This is a genomic window from Thiothrix fructosivorans, from assembly GCF_017349355.1.
GTDB classification, from domain to species: domain Bacteria; phylum Pseudomonadota; class Gammaproteobacteria; order Thiotrichales; family Thiotrichaceae; genus Thiothrix; species Thiothrix fructosivorans.
Genome location: NZ_JAFMPM010000004.1, coordinates 21,157 through 39,362, shown reverse-complemented (window position 1 = coordinate 39,362; position 18,206 = coordinate 21,157). Strand labels below are relative to the sequence as shown.

Here is an 18,206-nt window from a genome sequence, read left to right as displayed (position 1 = left end):
CCCACTGTACAGAATGGCTACTGACAACGCTGTGGCAGCATGACTCAGGCATGGATTTTTCTCGCACAAAAAACAGTAGGGCAGCTATAGCACAGCAGGTCACGCTGCTTGTAATCCAGTCTTTTGCAAAGCCTTTGCCAGCCATTCACTGGCTTCGCTCAAGGTACGATTGCGCAACACTACGCTAATGGTGGGCAATTCAGGAACACTTGGCGGTGGAGCAAGGATTGCCAATCCGGCAGAAACAGCGCAATCGGCACGCACCGTTACTGCCAGTCCTGCCCGTACCGCCGCCATCAATGCCGCCAAGCTGTTGGTGCTATAAACAATCTGCCAGGGTATGCCTGCCTGATCTAGAGCGTGGGTGGCGGCTTGCCGAAACTCGCAAGCCCCCTGATACCCCGCCAGCCGCAGGGGGTGCAGACCAGACCATTCACTCCCCGCCTTGCCGATCCAGACCATCGCGGCAGTTCCAATCACCTTGCCCGCCAGCGGTTCACGCTCTAGGGTCAGAATGAGATCGTAATCGCCACTGTCATAGTGCTGGATCAACTCATTACCATATCCTGTTTCCACCACCAGATTGACGTGCGGGTAAGCGCGGGAGAATTGCGCCAATAATTCCGGGAGTACACCTTCGCTTAAGCTATGGCTAACACCCAGACGGATTTCGGCGGCAAGGCTGTTTTTTGCTAGTGCAAACAAGGCTTCATCCTGTAATGCCAGCCAACGTTTGGCATAGCCGAGGAACTGTTCCCCGGCAGGTGTCAGTAACCGTCGCCTTCCCGAAGTGGCGAACAGGTTGGCATCAAGCTCTGTTTCCAGCTTGCGGATTTGCTGGCTAACGGTGGATTGTGTTTTATACAAGTGCTGCGCTGCACGGATAAAACCACCGGACTCGACTACGGTAACAAAGGTGGCTCAATATGTGTTTCAGGGTCTTGTCTTTCTTGGCATTGCAAACGTCACGGACAGCGGTAAAGTTAGCCATTTCCGATAACCAAGGAGAGGCTTCATGACCTCGCTCATCAGTATTTCCAGCCTGACCAGTGATGCCGCCTGTTTCGAGCAAGTCCGTTCCCTGCGTTGGCCTAATGGGGTGATTTGTCCGCACTGCGGTTCACAGGAAACAATCCGTCGAGGCAAGAATGACACCCAGCAGGAACGCCAACGTTACCAGTGTAAGGATTGCCAAAAGCGTTTTGATGATCTGACGGGGACGGTGTTTGAAGGTCACCACCAGCCGCTGAAGGTGTGGGTGTTGTGCCTGTACCTGATGTCGTTGAATCTGTCCAACCAACAAATCGCCCGCGAATTGGGGTTGAACAAGGATGATATTCAGGCGATGACGGAACAGTTACGGCGTGGTGTCGAGAAAAAAAACGCCAGTAAGCCTGTCTGGGAATGTTGAGTTTGATGAACTCTACGTCAAAGCCGGACACAAGGGAAATCCCGAAGCTGTAGCGGATGCAGGGCGTGAAGGCCGCCGCCGCGCCCTGAAAGGTGCGCCGGGACGTGGGACACTGGAAAAGGACAAACCACCCATCTTCGGCATGATCCAGCGTTCGGGGGAAGTCATGATCCGTATGCTGGCGAATGTGAAACAAGTGACGATCAAGCCGCTGATTTTGGAAACGGTGACGGCAAGCACACTGGTGTACACCGATGAGTACAACATTTACAGCCGGTTGGAGGCATGGGGTTATGCCCACAAAACCGTCAATCATGGTGCAGGCGAATATGCCCGTGATGAAGATGGTGACGGTTTCCATGAAGTTCACGTCAACACGATGGAAGGTTTTTGGTCACTGTTGCGCTCATGGTTACGCCCACATCGGGGCATCTCACAAGAAAAGCTGCCGTGTTACCTTGCGCTCTTTGAGTATTTGCACAACCTCAGGAAACGGGGGCAAGCAGCCCTACATTCCTTGCTTTCACTGCTGCTGCGATAAGACCCTGAAACACATATTGAGCCACTCCCGTAATGACTGGAAGTTAAACAGTAACGTGGTGCGTGCCAACTCCACGTTCTCCCCCATGAACAGGCTAAGCAATTCAGCATCAGACAAGGCTTGTGATCCCCTGCCCAGTAATTTGTAAGCCGGTGTATCAAAAACCGGGATTTGTGGTCGTCCTTCCATTGCTGCTTTCATGTCTTCCGTCCTCCTTAAAAAAATCAGGTCACTGCCGCCTGGCGGCTATGCCTTCGGCGAGAACGGGGGTAGCGGCATCCATGATGGACGGAGGGGAGGGGGATCACCCGGTCTGCACAAGCGCAGCGCGGAAGATTGGGGATACCTCTCCGTCCACGCAGCCTGTCATGGAAGCAGCGGGGGGCAGTGCCCCAAAAGCACCAACCCGCAGCCAGTCCAGGCACGGGTCTGGCTACCCGCAAGCCAAGCAGAGCGCGGAAAAACCTGCGTGAGGAACGAACGGTGGTTTTGAAAGGCATCAGGGATGAGGAGGGCAAAAGTCCCGTAGGGATGCAGCGAAGCGGAACCCGTAACAGCCCATCCCGCAGGGGATGCACGTAGCTTCCTACAGATACGGAATGTTTGCTTATTGGCTAATTGCGGCTATTATTGGCTAACGCTTTTCACTTTTTTGGCTATTCATGAAAACCCACTCCCTGCACATCACCCCGGAAATGCTCAAGCTGATTGCCGAGATCGACGAGTTCCGGGGCGGCTGGAAAGCCATCCACGGCATGACCCCGGAACGCCTAGAAGCCCTGCGCCGGGTGGCAACCGTGGAAAGCATTGGCTCATCCACCCGGATCGAAGGGGCAAAGCTGAGCGATGCTGAGGTGGAAAAGCTGCTGGGGAATATCGGCAAGCAATCGCTCCAGACCCGTGATGAACAGGAGGTGGCAGGCTACGCACAAGCGATGGAAACCGTTTTCCAAAGCCATGACGACATTCCCCTGACCGAGAACTACCTGAAACAATTCCACGCCATGTTGCTACGCCATAGCGACAAGGACACACGCCACCGGGGGCAATACAAGACCCTGAACAACCATGTGGAAGCCTTCGACGCATCGGGCAACAGCCTTGGGGTGATTTTCAGGACAGCCACTCCGTTTGACACCCCACGGGAAATGCAGGCACTGGTGGACTGGACACGCACCACACTGGAAGACCGCAGCCAACACCCGCTGCTGACCATTGGCATGTTCAACGTGGTGTTCCTCGCCATCCACCCATTCCAAGACGGCAATGGTAGACTGTCGCGGGTGCTGGCAACCCTGTTGCTGCAGAAAGCCGGGTATAGCTATGTGCCTTACACCTCGCTGGAAAGCATCATCGAGCGCAACAAAGACAGCTATTACCTCGCCCTGCGCCGCACCCAAGGTACACTCGACAAGGAAGCCCCCGACTGGTTGCCATGGCTATCATTCTTCCTGCGTTCCCTGAAAGCCCAGAAAGACCATCTGGCGGCGAAGATGGCGGATAACCGGGGCTGGGAAAGCCTGCCTGCCGATAGCGTCAAAATCCTGGAATACCTCAAGGACAACGGGCGCATCACCATGAAACAGGCAGAAGAACTGACCCATACCCCACGCGCCACCCTGAAACTGCGTATTACCCAACTGCTGGAAGACGGGCATATCCAGCGGCATGGGCAAGGACGCGGAACCTGGTACACCCGGAAAAGTGAAGCATGATTTGTCACGCCAGTGGTGCAACTAGGGAATCACTGGCGAATAACTGGCTGATATTAGCCATTTCCAGCCAAAGTGGCCGATAACTACGAAACAGTCCTTCAGCACATCCTAGGTTATAAGTGGCCCAACGCAATAACCTGAAAATCGTCCTTCCTGAACACATCGACAACAACGAAATTGCTGTAACTTTCCGTTCATAAACAACTGTTATCAGTTCATCGGGTTTGCACTCACATCATTCAAAAAATAAGGTTAATCTCCTGCCGTCCATCTGTTTTCCCGGATAAAGGGCAGACGGTCGCAGGGCATCCATCCCTCATAGGAATCGCCCACACCACACAAACCTTGATTAACCTGCACAAGGAGACTAAAGCAGTGCCGCACTATGCCCGTCATTTGTCCCGCCTAAAATCCCCCCTGTTATTTGCCTTGTTGATGCTGGCGGGTGCTGATGCATCCGCAGCCGGTGGCGGTGGCGGCGGTTTGCCGTGGGAAACCCCGCTCCAGAACCTGCTGGCTTCCCTGACTGGGCCTGTAGCACAGGTACTCGGTACGATAGCCATTGTGTTCGTCGGCCTTGGTTTGGCCTTCTCCGAAGGTGGTGGCATCATGCGTAAAGCCCTCTGGGTCGTATTCGGCCTGTCCATTGCGTTTGCCGCAACCACCTGGGGTTTGACCTTCCTCGGCTTTGGCGGTGGTGCAAGCGTATGAGCCAACGGCAGGCCAACCACCCCGAAGGCTATGAAGCCCCTGTCCACCTGTCACTGGTGGAGCCGGTCTTGGTGGCTGGCCTGCCTCGCACGGTAGGGTTCATTTACTGGACAATCGTGGCTGCCCTGACCATTGGGATGCACCAGTTATGGATCCTTCCGGTAGCCATGCTGGGACATTGGGGGCTTGCTCGCCTGACCCGGTTTGACCCGCATTTCATGGCAGTTGTCCGTGCTGGCCTGCGCCACACCAAGGACAAGCTGCCATGACCTTCCTGCACAGTGATTATTTGCTGGTTGCCATCCTGCTGACCTTCTTCCTGCTGTTGGGGTTTGGCCTATTCACCGTTGCCCGCCAAGGCATGAGTGAACGCAAACTTGAGCGACGTGAGGCACTATCCGACCACCTGCAATGGGGTGCGCTGGTAGCCCCCGGCATTATCCTCAACAAGAACCGCACCCTGTTGCGCACCATTGCCTTCCGTGGCCCGGATTTGGCAGCCTCCTCCGATGAGGAAATGATGGTGGTGACCGCCAAGGTCAACAATGCCCTCAAGCGCCTCGGCACTGGCTGGACATACTTCATTGAAGCCCAACGCTTCCAGCAGGACGTTTACCCGCAATCACGCTGGCCGGTGGCGGTTGCCTGGCTGGTTGACCGCGAACGTCAGGGCAACTTTGAGGAAAAGGCAGAACATTTCGAGTCATCCTACTACCTGAGTTTCGTGTGGGAACGTCCCCAACCGCTGGAAAAGAAGCTGGTAGACCTGTTCTACGAAAACCCCAAGAACGCCAAACTGGAAGATGGGTTTGCGCGGGATCTGGATTATTTCATCCGTGCCACCACCGAAATCACCACCATCCTCGACACGGTGTTCCCCAGTGTCGGGGTACTGGATGACGGGCAACTGCTGTCTTACCTGCATTCCACCCTTTCAGCCCAGGCCCATCCGGTAGCCGCCCCTGACCTGCCCATGTACCTGGATGCCTATATCCCTGACCAGCCGTTCATGGCGGGGGAAGTGGCGATGGTTGGCGATTACTACATGCCCACCCTGTCAGTGACGGGCTTCCCGCACACCACCACACCCGGCGTCCTCGACAAGCTCAATTACCTGAATATCGAATACCGCTGGGTCAACCGCTTTATCTGCCTCGACAAGGGCGAGGCGATGTCCACCATCCTGCGCCAGCGCCGCTACTGGACAGGCAAGGTAAAAAACATCTGGATCATGCTCAAGGAAACCGCTGCGGGTGAACCCAGCCGCCTGTTGAACACCGATGCCCAGAACAAGGCTGATGATGCCGATGCCGCATCCCAGGAACTGGGGATGGATCTGGTGGCCTACGGGCAATACACCACCACCGTGACGGTGTGGGACAAGAACCTGCCACAAGCCATGAACAAGCTGCATGAGGTGAAGAAAATCCTCAATGCCAGCGGCTTTGTGGTCAAGGATGAACGCATGTATGCGTTTGAGGCATGGAAAGGCAGCCTGCCGGGTGAAATCCGTGCCAATGTGCGCCGCCCGCTGGTCAACACCATCAACCTTGCCCACATGATGCCGGTGTCCTCGATCTGGGCTGGGGATGTGTCCAACCCACACCTGCTGGCGGCCTGCGGTGAAGGCAACCCGCACATGGTGTGCAGCACCACTGGCTCGACCCCGTTCCGCTTGAACCTCAATGTTGGCGATGTGGGGCATACCATCATCATCGGCCCGACCGGCTCCGGTAAGTCCACCTTGCTGGCGATGCTGGAACTGCAATGGCTGAAGTATCCGAATGCCCAAGTGATCATTTTCGATAAAGACCGTTCGGCACGCGCCGCCACCATGGCAGCCGGTGGACGCTATTATGAACCAGGCAATGAGGACGCTGCCGTGGCCTTCCAGCCGCTGGCACAGATTGACCGGGACGGGGAACGCAACTGGGCATTGCGTTATGTGTGCGACATGCTGGAACTCCAGAACCTGCGCCTGACCCCAGCCATTACCCAAGAAGTGGAAGGCGCGTTACGTTCACTGGCAGATGCACCACCCCAACAACGTACCCTGACTGGCTTGCACGCACTCTGTCAGAATGCCGATATTCGCGATGCCCTGCACTTGTACACCTTGGCAGGAGCCTACGGGCAGCTCTTTGATGCTGACCAGGACGAACTCAAAAGCAGCTTCTGGCTGATGTTTGAGATGGCCCATGTGATGGAGATGGGGGAACAAGTTGTCATCCCCACCTTGTCGTACCTGTTCCACCGTATCGAAAAACGCTTTGACGGCCGCCCAACCCTGCTGGTGCTGGATGAGTGCTGGCTGTTCCTGCGCCACGGTATTTTTGCCAGCCGCCTGCAAAGCTGGTTAAAAACCCTGCGCAAACGCAATGTGTATGTGGTGTTTGCCACCCAGGAACCGGCGGATGCAGCCGAATCCAGCATCAGCCCCACCATTATCAGCGCCTGCCCGACCCGGATTTTCCTGCCTGACGCGGAAGCCACCGTGCCAGAGGTGGCGAAGTACTACAAAACCTTCGGCCTGACCGATGCCGAACTGCACATTATTGCCAATGCCCAACAGAAACGGGATTACTACTACCGCAGCATCAAGGGCAGGCGCTTGTTTACCCTCGATATGGGGCCGGTTGCCCTGGCATTTGCCGGGTTCTCCAACCCCAAACAGCAAGTGTTCCTCGATACCATCGAAAAGAAGTTGCCCGCCAGCCGCTGGGCTGCCGCCATCCTTAAGTACAACCATCTGGACTGGGCAGTGGAGCTGCTCGAACCACCACGGAGGAAAGCTGCATGAACAGGACGTTCAACCTGAAGGCGCTGATGCTGGCAGTAGTGCTGCTGGTATTGGTCAACACCCAAGGCAGGGCAGCCATGCCGGTGATTGATTACAGCAACCTGACCCAAAGCCTGTTGCAAGTGACCCATGCCGTCACCCAGATCCAGAATCAGATCCAGCAGATCAACCAGATGGCACAGACCCTGCAAACCATCGGTGGCAGCCAGTACGCCAGTGTGGCAGGCGGCCTCAACGGGCAATTGCAGGAGATGCAGAATACGCTGGGGACGCTGACGCAGGTTTCCCAATCGGTCGGGAATATCCAGAATGAGTTCAATGGGTTGTTCCCGGATCAAGCCAGTTGGGATAACTACGACTTCAGCAACTTTGGCAGCAAGCTGGATGAGTGGAGTACCGAAATCGACAACGCCACCCTTGAGGCCATGACCGCGCAGGGTATCGTGCAACGGGCCGCCCTCAACGTCACCAACGTCAATGCCCTACTGGCCGAAAGCCAGACGGCTGACGGGGAAGTTCGCCAGCTCCAGCTTATGAACCAGAGCATGGGGGTACTGGCACAACAGATGAATGACTCACTGCAATTGCTGGCAGCCAATGGGCGCTTGCAGGCGACCCAAGCCGCCCAGCAGGAGAAATCCCGTGAAGCGGCTCGCGCCCGCAAGACCAAAATGCTGCAAAACCTCGGCAAGGCAGAGTATGACACTGCCCCGCTGACCCACTTGCCGTAACCGGGGTGCTGCATGGATACCGCGATCCTGACCAACTCGCTTAACCATTTCCTTACCGTATTCAGTGCAGCCTATGGGCTGATCTGGGCAAACGGGGGGCAAGCTTTGCTGTGGGTACTGGCAGGTATTGAGCTAGTGCTGGTAGCCCTGTGGTGGGCATTGGGTGGCAATGCCCAAACCATGGATGTCATCAAGAAACTGTTGTTCATGATGTTCTGGTTATGGTTGGTAACGAACTTCGCCGCACTAGCTCCGGTGTTCGTTTACTCAATGGTGGATGCCGGGATTAGCGGGGCAGGGGGTGCGGCTGGCGGTCATGCCATCATCCTTGACCCCAGCCGGATATTCACTGCCGGGGTCAATGCCATCACCCCCATCATGACCATGATTGACAGTATGGATGACTGGGATCAGGTCGGGCAGGTGATCATCCTGTGGATCTCGGCTTTCATCATCCTGATTGCCTTTGCCGTGGTTGCCATCCAGGTCTTCCTGACCGTACTGGAGTTCTACCTGTTCATGGGGCTGTCAGCCATCCTGCTACCGTTTGGCATCAACAAGCACACCAAGTTCATCGCTGAGAAAACCCTTGGCGGGGTGGTGAACTACGGGGTGCGCCTGATGGTACTGGCTTTCATCCTCTCCGTAACAGAACCGACCTTGACGGGTTCGCTGACCTTCACCGTGGTGGACGGGAATGTGGAGTGGAATGAAATCTTCTCGGTGATGGTGATTGCCTGGGCCATCGCCCTGCTGGCCTGGAATGCCCCCGGCGTGGCTGCCGGGCTGGTATCGGGATCACCCTCCCTGTCAGCAGGCACTGCCACCCAAAATACGCTGGCTGGCACGACGGCGGGAAGTGCTGCCATCGGCACAGCACTGGGCGCTACCCGTGCGGCGGCTGGAGCGACTACCCGCCTTGCCGGGAATGCCACCGCAGGCTACCAGCGTGGCAGCGCCTTTACCCACGGTAGTACCGGGCAAAAAGTACTGGGTGGTGTGGCAGGAGCCAGGGAGAGTTTGGTCAGAAGTAGCATCCAACGCATGACTCAAGGAACACGGGGTGCTTGGCAACAGGGCAAAGCGGAAAGTTACAGCGCCATGACGGGCGCACCGCTGGCGGCGGGTAACTCCACCCGTCCGGGCTGGGCGGGTAAATTGCTGAGCGCAGGACACCGTGTCCCGCATGAGGCGCACCCCAGCGGCGGGATGCAAGCCAGCCTGTAGGGCTGGCAGGAAAAGAAGGTATTTAAAGCCAGGATGATGGGACACACTTTGAAACAGGGAACACCATGACTACACACAACTTGCAGCATGACCTTGAGCGGGAGAAGCAGGAAACCGACCGCTACCTGAAAGCCCGGATGGAATGGGATGACCGCTATGGCAGTGCGCGGATGCAGGCACTGAACTGGCGCTACCTGTCGTTTTTCCTGCTGGGTTTGCTAATGCTATCCATGCTGGGGATGGTATATCTCGGCACCTTGCCCAAGAAAGCCATCCATGTGATCGAGGTGGACAAGCTGGGACACGCTACCTACGAAGGGGAAGCTGGAACCTCTGGGGTGCAATACAAGGTCAACGAAGCCTCACGCAAATACCATCTGACCCGCTTCATTGAAGCGGTGCGTTCCCTTCCGGCTGACCCCATCGTGGTCAAGCACCAGTGGGAAGATGCCTATGCGCTGGTGACACCGGCTGCCGCCAACATGCTGAGTGATTACGCCCGCAAGTACGTGCCGACCGACCGTATGAAAGAAGAACGCATCACCCTGAACAACCTGACCCTGATCCCGATTTCTGACAACACTTGGAGTGCGGAATGGGAGGAAACCTATTGGAATACCCGTGGCGGCAATAATGGCACACACAAATGGAAGGGTATATTCAACCTGACCTTTCAGGAGCCGACAACCGATACGCAACTCAAGGTGAACCCCATCGGGATGTACATTGATTCGTTTAGCTGGACACAGGCGGAGTAGGTTGCCTCATCGCCAGTCACCCCTTTGATTTTCCAGTTTGGAAGCAGACACTTTATGGATACAACAAAGCTGACCCTGATCGTTACCGCCTCCGCCCTGATGCACGGATGTGCCATGCTGGATACCCAGCCGTCATCCAGCAACAGGGAGTTTTCCCGTTCGGGGAGTTTCCGCTATGGCAACGGCCTGCCTTTGCCGGAAATGCAGGCGGCAATGGCAGCAGCAGCCGAACCGGAGCAAACCACGTATACCCACGAGCCTGCTACCACCGGCTGGACACCAGAACCACCACCGGAACCCGTCACCAAACCCAAGGCAAAGCGCAAGGCCAAACACACCAGCGGCCCCCTGCAAGCCATTGAGTATGCTAACCAAAGTGCGCGTCAATCCCCAGATGAGGCCAGCTATACCAATGCCATCATGAACTATGGCTACACCAGCGGGGCTTTGTACCAGATCCATACTGCCCCCTTGCGCCTGACCGACATCCAGCTTGAACCGGGGGAGGCGATCATTGGCAAACCAGCGGCTGGCGACACCGTGCGCTGGGTGCTGGGGGTCAACCAGTCGGTGGAGGATGGCCTGCCACAGCAGCATGTGCTGATCAAGCCAGTAGCATCGGGTCTTGCCACCACGCTGGTCATTAACACCAACCGCCGTACTTACATGCTGGAACTGACCAGCCACAAAGAAACCTATATGGCAGCGGTCAGTTGGCATTACCCACAACGGGTTCAGCGGGCATCATTGGACAGGCTCAGGGCGCAAACCTTACGGCAACCAACTCCCTCCAGCGTTGACCTCGACAACCTCAACTTTGCCTATCGGGTGGAATCACGCCAAGGCAGCCCCCGTTGGACGCCCACACGGGTATTTGATGACGGGCGGCGTGTCTTTATCCGCTTCCCGGTCGGATTTCAGCAAGGTGAAGCCCCAGCACTGTTTGTGACGGCGCGGAATGGGCAGGCACAAATGGTCAACTACCGAGTCAGGAATGGGCATTACATTGTCGACCGGCTGTTCGCTACCGCAGAATTGCGGGTAGGTAGTGATGCCGCCGATGTGGTCAGGATTTCCAGGGTAGGGTAGGAACAGAGTATGACAAATACGCAATACCACGGCGGACAAGCCTCCGATGGCAAACTCAACCCTGATGACCCACGCCTATCGTTGGAAAGGTCACGCGCACGCCAGTTGAAAAAAGGCCCCATCATCCTATTGGTGGCAGGTGTTGGCTTGCTGTTGGTTGCTACGATTTATTTCGCCTTGAAGCCCAAAACGGTGAGTACTGCTGATAATCAGCAAACACGCATTGACTCAAACGCCATCAAGCAATTTATGCCGGATGCGTTACGCGGGGCCGCCAATGATTACGGACAATTGGACTACCCGGAACCGCCCAAACCCGACATACCCGTGCTGGGAAAACCTTTGCCGGGGGATGCTGGCGGCCTGATGCTGCAAAAACCAGTCACACCGGCTTTTACTCCAGCACCTGCACCCAAACAGCCTTCACCGGAAGAACTGGAACGGCTACGGCGTGAACAACTGGCAAGGGAAGCACACAACAAGGCACTCACGGCCAACCTGTTTTTTGAGGGCAGCCAGACAAGCGGGCAAAGTGCCGCACTGCCAGCCAGCGGCGGTGCGGCGGGCAATCATGGCTTACCTGATCTTGGGGTAGCGGATGGGCAAGCAGATACAGCCTACGCCATGCAAAGGGATGGGGTAGCCCCACCACAAACCGCATTCGGGCAGGACAAAGCCTACCTGCAAGGTACGTTACAAGCACCGCGTAGCCCATATGAGGTCAAGGCCGGGACACTGATCCCGGCAGTCCTGATCACCGGCATTAACTCACAATTGCCGGGGATGATCATCGCCCAGGTCAGTGAACAGGTGTTTGATACGGTCAGCGGACGTTACCTGCTGATCCCACAAGGGACACGCATTCTCGGCCAATACGAAAACAGCATCAATTACGGGCAGGAACGGGTAAGGGTGGTGTGGAACCGGATGATTTTCCCGGATGGCTCCTCCATCGCCCTAGAAGGGATGCCCGGTGTGGATACCAGTGGGCAATCCGGTTTCACTGACCAAACAGACAACCACTGGGGCAAGCTGGCGGGTGGCGTGCTGCTGTCATCACTGCTCGCAGGCACGGCCCAGTCACAGTATGACAATGGGGATTTTGAAGGGCGTTTCTACAGCAATGTCGGCTCCGAGATCAACCGCACCGGGCAACGCATCACCCGCAAAAACCTCGACATCCAACCAACCCTCGAAATTCGTCAAGGTTTCCCCGTCAATATTCTGGTGCATAAGGACATGGTGCTGAAGCCCTACACCCAGACAGCAGACCCGGCACTGGATGCCGTTTACTCATTTACCCAATGACAAGGAGACACGCATGGTCAGCATGAAATTCACCCCAACCCCGGAAAAGAAAAAGCTGCGGGTAGACATCAACGAAAACGTTTTTCAGGAGCTGGAGCTTTACCTGACCTGCGCCAAGGAAACTTATCCCTGGCTACAACTGGACATGGTGGTAGAACAACTGCTGGATGATGCCCTGAAAAAAGACCGGGATTTCCGTAGCTGGCTGAAGAAACACCGCAAACACCAGCCCCAAGACGGGCAGGGCGATAGCCACCCCGGTACACCTGACAATGGCAACCAGCTAACACCCGCAGAGGCAGGAAACCAGCCGGTGATGCTGGCAGAAGCAAGGCACGAACATGGTCAGGAAGGGCATCACTGGCAAACAGGACACCACGGCTAAATGCGGGTACAGCGATTGATCCGGCAAATTGGTCTGCTATGGCTGGTACTGGCCTGCTGCCTGTCCGTGCAGGCCGAACAGCATCTGGACGGTATCGTGCAGGCAGCAGCACAACAGACGGGTGTGCCCGTATCCGTCATCCGTGCCGTCATCCAGCAAGAATCCGCCCGTAACCCCGGTGCTGTCTCACCCAAAGGTGCACAAGGGCTGATGCAGCTTATGCCCGGCACGGCAGCCCGTTTCGGGGTATACAATGCTTTTGACCCGGCAGAAAACATCTGGGGTGGGACAACTTATCTGGCATGGCTGTACAACCGCTACCAGAGCTGGCCATTGGCTCTGGCTGGTTACAATGCCGGGGAAGGGGCAGTGGACAAATATGCCGGGATCCCGCCTTACCGGGAAACGCAGGATTACGTCAGGAAAATCATGGAACAATTGGGGGGAACAGCCGGGACGGCGGGCATATCCGGGGCTACTGGTGTGGCAGGTGAACCGGCAATAGGATCACCCAACCATGCGGCACTCTATTATCAGCCTGAATCGGCACAACCCACTCGGGCAGTCGTTACTGAGCCATTCCCTAGACAAGAACGTCAGCAGCAGGCCAGTATGCAGGACTTACAGGCGGCGGCTTATGCTGCGCCAGTGTTTTTCGGGGATGGGAGAATTTGACATCTTGATCCGCCCGCTGCATCAAGGGGCAGGTGGAAGCACTGGAATAGGTAATGCGGTGCTGCGTTTCTACCTCAAATCGGCGTGACTCATAATGGGCTGCTATTGCGCTGGATAATCGCCGCCATACCTGCTGGCTGTGGCGGCAGATTACCCAAAATCGCCGCAATAAATGCCGCCTTGTCTGCCACTAGCGCCGTATTAAAGCGCTTCTCAAACGCAATGGTGGACGATGGCTTGCCAGAGATGCCTGCACCACACACGCTACCCGCTTGCGCACCGGGGAAAACCTCGACGTGTTCCGGTAACGTCAGCAGCTTGTTGAAAATCGAATTATGCAGCAAACCACCCATGCGCTCTTCTTCACCCCGCAAATCCGGGCGGCCTGCACTGCCCACAAACAGAGTATGCCCAGTCAGTAAGAACCACGGCTCGGCACTGCGACGTACATCGGATACCAGTAGGCAAATGCTGTCAGCCGTATGCCCCGGTGTGTGCAACACGGTCGCAGTGACATTGCCAACGGTCAGCACCTGCCCATCTTTGAGCGGGGTAAAAGCAAACTGCGGGGTGGAACTTTCATGCAAACAATATTCCCCTCCGCAACGTTGTGCCAGTTCGCGCCCACCGGATACGTGGTCGGCATGGATATGGGTGTCGACGACATAATCAATTTTCACCGCTTGTTGCGCGGCTTGTTGCAGAAACCACTCCACGTCTTCAGCGTGAACATCTACCGCAATGGCATGGCCTTTGCCACCACAGCCAAACAGGTAGGCAAGTGAGGATGTGTCAGACGGCGCGGCGCGTTGCAAGAAAAACATGGGGAATCCTCCGTAGCGGTTTTATGGTCAGTGCATAGTTTGCGTGGGTAATCCGGCAGCTTTCCATTCTGGCAAGCCTTCTTGAAGGCGGAGGGCGGTGATGCCATGACCACGCAAGGCTTGCACCATCTGGAAGGAATACACACAGTAAGGCCCTCGGCAATAGGCAACGATGGTTTTGCTGTCGTCGAGTTCGTGCAAACGTTCGGCAACTTCTTCCGGTAGCAAGTGGATTGCGCCGGGGATGTGTCCGGCGGCGTATTCGGCGGCGGGGCGCACATCCAGCACGGTCACTTCGTCGCGTTCGATGCGGGCGAGGAGTTCTTCCGCACTGATGGCTTCCATTGCAGATTTATCAGTTAGGTAGGTGTGGGCAAGACGTTCCACCTCTGCCAAATGCAACTCGGCGGTGTGGCGCAAACTGGCGATAAGTTGCACCACGTCATCCCCAGCGAGGCGATAGAGGCGGCGTTTGCCATCAGTACGGACTTGCACCAGTGCGGACTGCTTGAGGGTTTGTAAATGGCGCGAGGTATTGGCAACGCTTAAGTTGGCAAGCTGGCTGAGTTCCTCCACGCTACGCTCGGTTTGGGCGAGGTAGTCGAGGATTTCCAGGCGTTGCGGGGAAGCGAGTGCCTGCGCGATCAAGGCGAACTGGGCGTTGACCTGTTGTTTGAAACCGGGCGTTTGCATAATGCCTTACTCATTCAATGAATTGCTTGAATGATTTCATGAGTAAGACTGAACCGCAAGTAGTTTAAGGCTCAAGTAAACAACACACCCGTTGATCCAGCGTCTCCAGCAAGTAGCAATGCTCCGCCGTTTGGCTTGGGCATTGGGCAATCTGTTCCAGCACGGCACGGATAGCTTGCAAGTCACGAATTTTGGCATCAATTTCCGTCAAATGCGCCTGCACCATCTGGTCGGCGGCATGGCAGGAGTGTTGCGGCTGATCAGCCAGTTGTAACAACGCCTTGATTTCTACCATACCAAAGCCCAGTTCCCGCCCACGCCGGATGAAGCACAAGCGTTTGATGTCTTCCTCACCATAGCGCCGATAGCCGCTGGCAGCACGGGCAGGCGGCGATAATAAACCGCTGCGCTCGTAATAGCGGATGGTTTCCACTTTTACCCCCGATTCCCGGCTTAAAACACCAATCGTGTAATGGTTCGGCATGGCTTGACCCTGTAGTTGCTACAGGGTTTAGGATAGCCCCATTGAACCATTGGGAGAAGTGTTATGGGTGTACATTGCGATTGTGATCATGGGTGCAGCAGCGGGCAAGGGCAGCAACCGCACGGGCGTTACCGTACCGTATTGCTGTTGGCGTTACTGATCAATGCAGGGATGTTTGTACTGGAAATTGGCTTTGGTTTGAAAGCTAATTCGTCAGCATTGCTGGCAGATGCGCTGGATTTTCTGGGCGATGCTGCGAACTACGGCATCAGCTTGTGGGTGCTGGCAATGGGAATAGTCGCACGGGCGCGGGCTTCCTTACTCAAAGCTGTGTCGATGGCAACCTTCGGCATTTGGGTAGTGGGTGATGCGGCATGGGGGTTACTCACTGGCAGCATACCGCAAGCTACCACGATGGGCATGGTCGGAATGCTGGCATTGCTTGCTAACCTCAGCGTCGCCGCGATGCTCTACGCGTGGCGTAACGGTGACAGCAATATGCGCAGTGTCTGGTTATGTACCCGCAATGATGCGATTGGCAATGTGGCAGTGATGCTGGCAGCACTGGGCGTATTCGGCACAGGTTCTGGCTGGCCTGATTTGTTGGTGGCAAGCATGATGGCTGGGTTGGCATTGACGGCCGCATGGCAAATCATCAGCCATGCCCGCTTGGAGTTGGTCAGCGCATGACAAAAATGATGAGGCTTGCAGTGTAGGCGGGAGACAACGTATATTCAATCTATCAATTGAATGTTACTTGTTAAAGTTAGAAAGATAGTCTTTATGCCCCTACACAGCACTTCACCCCCTGTCCAACACGGCATCCGTGCCAACCTTACCCAAATCCTCCACCAGCTATTACAGGTATTCCTCGTCGGTCTAACCATCGGCATGACACGCATCGTCGTCCCCGGTTTGGCAAAAACAGAATTCGGGTTGGGCGAGCAACAGTTCTTTTTGCTCACTACTTTCGTGGTCACCTTTGGTGCAGTCAAGGCCGTGATGAACCTGTTTGCAGGGCGGTTTTCTGACCGATTCGGGCGCAAGCGGGTATTGGTCGCGGGGTGGATGGCGGCACTACCTATCCCACTCCTACTGCTATATGCCCCGAACTGGAGTTGGGTCGTTGCCGCTACCGCCTTGCTCGGTGTCAACCAAGGCTTGTGCTGGTCGATGACCCTCAACAGCAAGCTCGACATGACGCACCTGAGCCAGAAAGGGCTGGTCAACGGCATAAACGAATTTTCCGGCTACGCTGCTGTGGCGCTCGCGGGTGTCGTCACCGCATGGCTGGTGGAAGTCTACGGCGCACGCCAAGGTTTAGCCCTGTTCGGCACAATCGTCATTTTGTCGGGGCTAATCTTGGCAATCCTGATGATCAAGGAAACGCGTCCTTGGGCATTGGCACATGCGTCCGCTGTTTCTGCCAGCTCCATGCCGCCACCGTCGCTAGGGCAAGCCTTCCTCTACGCCAGTTGGCAAAACCGCAACCTGTTAGCCCTGAACCAAGCCGGATTGGTGGAAAAATTCACCGACGCACTGGTATGGATCATCCTGCCCGTGTGGTTCGTGGCGCAAAACCTAACACTGGTGCAAGCCAGTTCCATCATTGGCGTGTATGCGCTGCTATGGGGTGCAAGTCAACTGCTCACTGGCCCCGCTTCTGACCGCTTCGGACGCAAACCGTTGATTGTTGGCGGCATGTGGCTGTGTGGCGTCGGTGTATTGCTGCTGGTACTGACGCATACCGTATGGCTGTGGACGCTGGAAGCCGGATTGATCGGTTTCGGCATGGCAATGCTTTACCCCACCTTGGGCGCAGCGGTGGCAGATGTCAGCCCGCCCATGCAACGCGGCACATTACTCGGCGTCTATCGTTTCTGGCGTGATTTCGGCTATGCCGTCGGTGCGTTGTGCATGGGCTTGCTGGCACAATGGGCGCAAGGCTTAAGCGTAACCTTCTGGCTGGTCGGGGTGGCAATGCTGCTGTCGGGTGCATGGGTTGCGCTGGCATTCAACAAGGATTGACACCATCCCCGCCCTAAAGGAGATTCCTCCTGCGAGACGGCTATGCCCAGCCGCGAGATGGTTTCTGGCTGCATTGACATCGCGATCATGCAGCGTGCCACAGTCGGCACAGAGCCATTCTCTTATTCCAAGTCCTGCTTTACCTTTCGGACTATTGACGGAAATACTTCCACAATCCGAGCAGGCTTGGGTACTTGGCGGGCGTGGCGATTCCGTGAACCCATGCTTATATACCTATAATCATCCACATGGAAACCACTATGCGAACCTTGCAAATGACCTTTGACGATGAATTGGTGATGGAGCTGGATCAGGTCGTCCAGGAAAGCCACACCAACCGCTCCGCCTTTACCCGTGAAGCCTTGCGCATGGCAATCGCCCTCTACCATCAACGCAAATTGGTGGAAAAACACCGTGCTGGCTACTTGCGCTACCCTGTTACCCCCGACGAATTTTCAGTGTGGGAAGAGGAACAGGCATGGGGTGAGCAATGAAGCGTGGCGAAATTCGTTGGTATACCTTCAAAGAACCGGATAAACGCTGCCCGGTAATGATTTTGCTACGCTCTGACATTATCCCGTATATGGGTGAAGTAACCATCGCACCGATTACTACCACCATCCGCGACATTCCCAGTGAAGTAGCATTGACTGGGCAGGATGGTATGCCACGAGAATGCGCCATCAATTTTGATTACATCCAGACAGTCCAAAAGGGCAAATTGGGGGCTTTGATTACCACCCTTTCCATGCACAAACTGGCAGAAGTTGATCAGGCTGTCAGCTTTGCCTTGAGCCTGAATGGTTTTGATGGGTTTTAATGCCAA

The 18,206-nt window shown here is 55.9% G+C and carries 20 protein-coding genes and 2 pseudogenes; 16 read left to right on the top strand and 6 right to left on the bottom strand.

From position 1 onward, the window contains the following. Window positions 1-99 precede the first annotated feature (99 nt). Complete coding sequence (locus J1836_RS00460) at window positions 100-867, bottom strand: LysR substrate-binding domain-containing protein (RefSeq protein WP_207249196.1); 768 nt, start codon at window positions 865-867, stop codon at window positions 100-102. Between the two features lie 148 nt (window positions 868-1,015). Between J1836_RS00460 and J1836_RS21875 the strand changes: the two are divergent. After that, window positions 1,016-1,952, top strand: a pseudogene (locus J1836_RS21875) (IS1595 family transposase). Here J1836_RS21875 and J1836_RS00450 read toward each other — a convergent pair. Beyond that, a complete protein-coding gene (locus J1836_RS00450; protein ID WP_207249195.1) occupies window positions 1,935-2,153 on the bottom strand; it encodes a hypothetical protein in 219 nt (72 codons plus the stop codon). The pseudogene J1836_RS21875 and the gene J1836_RS00450 sit on opposite strands and share 18 nt — an antisense overlap. A 461-nt stretch (window positions 2,154-2,614) precedes the next feature. Between J1836_RS00450 and J1836_RS00445 the strand changes: the two genes are divergently transcribed. From J1836_RS00445 to J1836_RS00395, 11 genes are all read left to right on the top strand, one after another. After that, window positions 2,615-3,667, top strand: coding sequence for a Fic family protein (locus J1836_RS00445; protein ID WP_207249194.1), 1,053 nt, complete (start codon window positions 2,615-2,617; stop codon window positions 3,665-3,667). 375 nt (window positions 3,668-4,042) lie between these two features. Further along, window positions 4,043-4,378 carry a TrbC/VirB2 family type IV secretion system protein gene (locus J1836_RS00440; protein ID WP_242632657.1) on the top strand — a complete coding sequence of 112 codons (336 nt, stop codon included), beginning with the start codon at window positions 4,043-4,045 and terminating at the stop codon, window positions 4,376-4,378. After that, a complete protein-coding gene (locus J1836_RS00435; protein ID WP_207249193.1) occupies window positions 4,375-4,647 on the top strand; it encodes a VirB3 family type IV secretion system protein in 273 nt (90 codons plus the stop codon). Before J1836_RS00440 ends, J1836_RS00435 begins: the two co-directional genes overlap by 4 nt. Continuing rightward, window positions 4,644-7,178 carry a conjugal transfer protein TrbE gene (gene trbE, locus J1836_RS00430; protein WP_242632656.1) on the top strand — a complete coding sequence of 845 codons (2,535 nt, stop codon included), beginning with the start codon at window positions 4,644-4,646 and terminating at the stop codon, window positions 7,176-7,178. The genes J1836_RS00435 and trbE overlap by 4 nt, the downstream gene beginning before the upstream one ends. Then, complete coding sequence (locus tag J1836_RS00425; protein ID WP_207249192.1) at window positions 7,175-7,909, top strand: hypothetical protein; 735 nt, start codon at window positions 7,175-7,177, stop codon at window positions 7,907-7,909. The genes trbE and J1836_RS00425 overlap by 4 nt, the downstream gene beginning before the upstream one ends. A gap of 12 nt (window positions 7,910-7,921) precedes the next feature. Further along, on the top strand, window positions 7,922-9,136 hold the full coding sequence (gene trbL / locus J1836_RS00420; RefSeq protein WP_207249191.1) for a P-type conjugative transfer protein TrbL: 1,215 nt from the start codon (window positions 7,922-7,924) through the stop codon (window positions 9,134-9,136). Between the two features lie 65 nt (window positions 9,137-9,201). Continuing rightward, the gene (gene trbF / locus J1836_RS00415; protein ID WP_207249190.1) at window positions 9,202-9,894 is read left to right on the top strand and encodes a conjugal transfer protein TrbF; all 693 of its coding nucleotides are present in this window, start codon (window positions 9,202-9,204) and stop codon (window positions 9,892-9,894) included. A 54-nt stretch (window positions 9,895-9,948) separates the two neighbouring features. After that, window positions 9,949-10,983 (top strand): P-type conjugative transfer protein TrbG, encoded by a 1,035-nt coding sequence (gene trbG, locus J1836_RS00410; protein ID WP_207249189.1) that lies wholly within the window; start codon window positions 9,949-9,951, stop codon window positions 10,981-10,983. A gap of 9 nt (window positions 10,984-10,992) precedes the next feature. After that, a complete protein-coding gene (locus J1836_RS00405) occupies window positions 10,993-12,291 on the top strand; it encodes a TraB/TrbI/VirB10 family type IV secretion system protein (protein ID WP_207249188.1) in 1,299 nt (432 codons plus the stop codon). A gap of 13 nt (window positions 12,292-12,304) precedes the next feature. After that, window positions 12,305-12,676 (top strand): hypothetical protein, encoded by a 372-nt coding sequence (locus J1836_RS00400; protein WP_207249187.1) that lies wholly within the window; start codon window positions 12,305-12,307, stop codon window positions 12,674-12,676. After that, window positions 12,677-13,351, top strand: coding sequence for a lytic transglycosylase domain-containing protein (locus tag J1836_RS00395; protein ID WP_207249186.1), 675 nt, complete (start codon window positions 12,677-12,679; stop codon window positions 13,349-13,351). An 89-nt stretch (window positions 13,352-13,440) separates the two neighbouring features. On the opposite strand, the gene J1836_RS00390 is transcribed toward J1836_RS00395, so the two are convergent. The 3 genes from J1836_RS00390 to J1836_RS00380 form a co-directional block, all read right to left on the bottom strand. Continuing rightward, window positions 13,441-14,175, bottom strand: a complete 735-nt coding sequence (locus J1836_RS00390) for an MBL fold metallo-hydrolase (RefSeq protein WP_207249185.1) — start codon at window positions 14,173-14,175, stop codon at window positions 13,441-13,443. Between the two features lie 27 nt (window positions 14,176-14,202). Then, entirely contained in the window at window positions 14,203-14,868 is a 666-nt protein-coding gene (locus tag J1836_RS00385) for an ArsR/SmtB family transcription factor (protein WP_207249184.1), read from the bottom strand. 64 nt (window positions 14,869-14,932) lie between these two features. Further along, the gene (locus J1836_RS00380) at window positions 14,933-15,352 is read right to left on the bottom strand and encodes a MerR family transcriptional regulator (RefSeq protein ID WP_207249183.1); all 420 of its coding nucleotides are present in this window, start codon (window positions 15,350-15,352) and stop codon (window positions 14,933-14,935) included. Window positions 15,353-15,415: 63 nt separating this feature from the next. Between J1836_RS00380 and J1836_RS00375 the strand changes: the two genes are divergently transcribed. Both J1836_RS00375 and J1836_RS00370 read left to right on the top strand, forming a co-directional pair. Then, window positions 15,416-16,042: a cation efflux transmembrane domain-containing protein gene (locus tag J1836_RS00375; RefSeq protein WP_207249182.1), complete on the top strand. Its 627-nt coding sequence runs from the start codon at window positions 15,416-15,418 to the stop codon at window positions 16,040-16,042. Window positions 16,043-16,135: 93 nt separating this feature from the next. After that, window positions 16,136-17,380, top strand: a complete 1,245-nt coding sequence (locus tag J1836_RS00370) for an MFS transporter (protein ID WP_207249181.1) — start codon at window positions 16,136-16,138, stop codon at window positions 17,378-17,380. A 21-nt stretch (window positions 17,381-17,401) separates the two neighbouring features. Here J1836_RS00370 and J1836_RS00365 read toward each other — a convergent pair. Further along, a pseudogene (locus J1836_RS00365) lies at window positions 17,402-17,575 on the bottom strand (zinc ribbon domain-containing protein); the annotation flags it as partial. A gap of 53 nt (window positions 17,576-17,628) precedes the next feature. On the opposite strand from J1836_RS00365, the gene J1836_RS00360 reads away from it, so the two are divergent. Together J1836_RS00360 and J1836_RS00355 are read left to right on the top strand one after the other, a co-directional pair. Further along, window positions 17,629-17,874: a CopG family ribbon-helix-helix protein gene (locus J1836_RS00360; RefSeq protein ID WP_242632655.1), complete on the top strand. Its 246-nt coding sequence runs from the start codon at window positions 17,629-17,631 to the stop codon at window positions 17,872-17,874. Further along, window positions 17,871-18,200 carry a type II toxin-antitoxin system PemK/MazF family toxin gene (locus tag J1836_RS00355; RefSeq protein ID WP_207249180.1) on the top strand — a complete coding sequence of 110 codons (330 nt, stop codon included), beginning with the start codon at window positions 17,871-17,873 and terminating at the stop codon, window positions 18,198-18,200. Before J1836_RS00360 ends, J1836_RS00355 begins: the two co-directional genes overlap by 4 nt. Window positions 18,201-18,206: the final 6 nt, after the last annotated feature.

Coding starts and splice junctions, on each gene's coding strand:
- J1836_RS00450 (WP_207249195.1), bottom strand. CDS start 2,153: ATGAAAGCAGCAATGGAAGGACGACCACAAATCCCGGTTTTTGATACA.
- J1836_RS00445 (WP_207249194.1), top strand. CDS start 2,615: ATGAAAACCCACTCCCTGCACATCACCCCGGAAATGCTCAAGCTGATT.
- J1836_RS00435 (WP_207249193.1), top strand. CDS start 4,375: ATGAGCCAACGGCAGGCCAACCACCCCGAAGGCTATGAAGCCCCTGTC.
- trbE (WP_242632656.1), top strand. CDS start 4,644: ATGACCTTCCTGCACAGTGATTATTTGCTGGTTGCCATCCTGCTGACC.
- J1836_RS00425 (WP_207249192.1), top strand. CDS start 7,175: ATGAACAGGACGTTCAACCTGAAGGCGCTGATGCTGGCAGTAGTGCTG.
- trbL (WP_207249191.1), top strand. CDS start 7,922: ATGGATACCGCGATCCTGACCAACTCGCTTAACCATTTCCTTACCGTA.
- trbF (WP_207249190.1), top strand. CDS start 9,202: ATGACTACACACAACTTGCAGCATGACCTTGAGCGGGAGAAGCAGGAA.
- trbG (WP_207249189.1), top strand. CDS start 9,949: ATGGATACAACAAAGCTGACCCTGATCGTTACCGCCTCCGCCCTGATG.
- J1836_RS00405 (WP_207249188.1), top strand. CDS start 10,993: ATGACAAATACGCAATACCACGGCGGACAAGCCTCCGATGGCAAACTC.
- J1836_RS00400 (WP_207249187.1), top strand. CDS start 12,305: ATGGTCAGCATGAAATTCACCCCAACCCCGGAAAAGAAAAAGCTGCGG.
- J1836_RS00395 (WP_207249186.1), top strand. CDS start 12,677: ATGCGGGTACAGCGATTGATCCGGCAAATTGGTCTGCTATGGCTGGTA.
- J1836_RS00390 (WP_207249185.1), bottom strand. CDS start 14,175: ATGTTTTTCTTGCAACGCGCCGCGCCGTCTGACACATCCTCACTTGCC.
- J1836_RS00385 (WP_207249184.1), bottom strand. CDS start 14,868: ATGCAAACGCCCGGTTTCAAACAACAGGTCAACGCCCAGTTCGCCTTG.
- J1836_RS00380 (WP_207249183.1), bottom strand. CDS start 15,352: ATGCCGAACCATTACACGATTGGTGTTTTAAGCCGGGAATCGGGGGTA.
- J1836_RS00375 (WP_207249182.1), top strand. CDS start 15,416: ATGGGTGTACATTGCGATTGTGATCATGGGTGCAGCAGCGGGCAAGGG.
- J1836_RS00370 (WP_207249181.1), top strand. CDS start 16,136: ATGCCCCTACACAGCACTTCACCCCCTGTCCAACACGGCATCCGTGCC.
- J1836_RS00360 (WP_242632655.1), top strand. CDS start 17,629: ATGGAAACCACTATGCGAACCTTGCAAATGACCTTTGACGATGAATTG.
- J1836_RS00355 (WP_207249180.1), top strand. CDS start 17,871: ATGAAGCGTGGCGAAATTCGTTGGTATACCTTCAAAGAACCGGATAAA.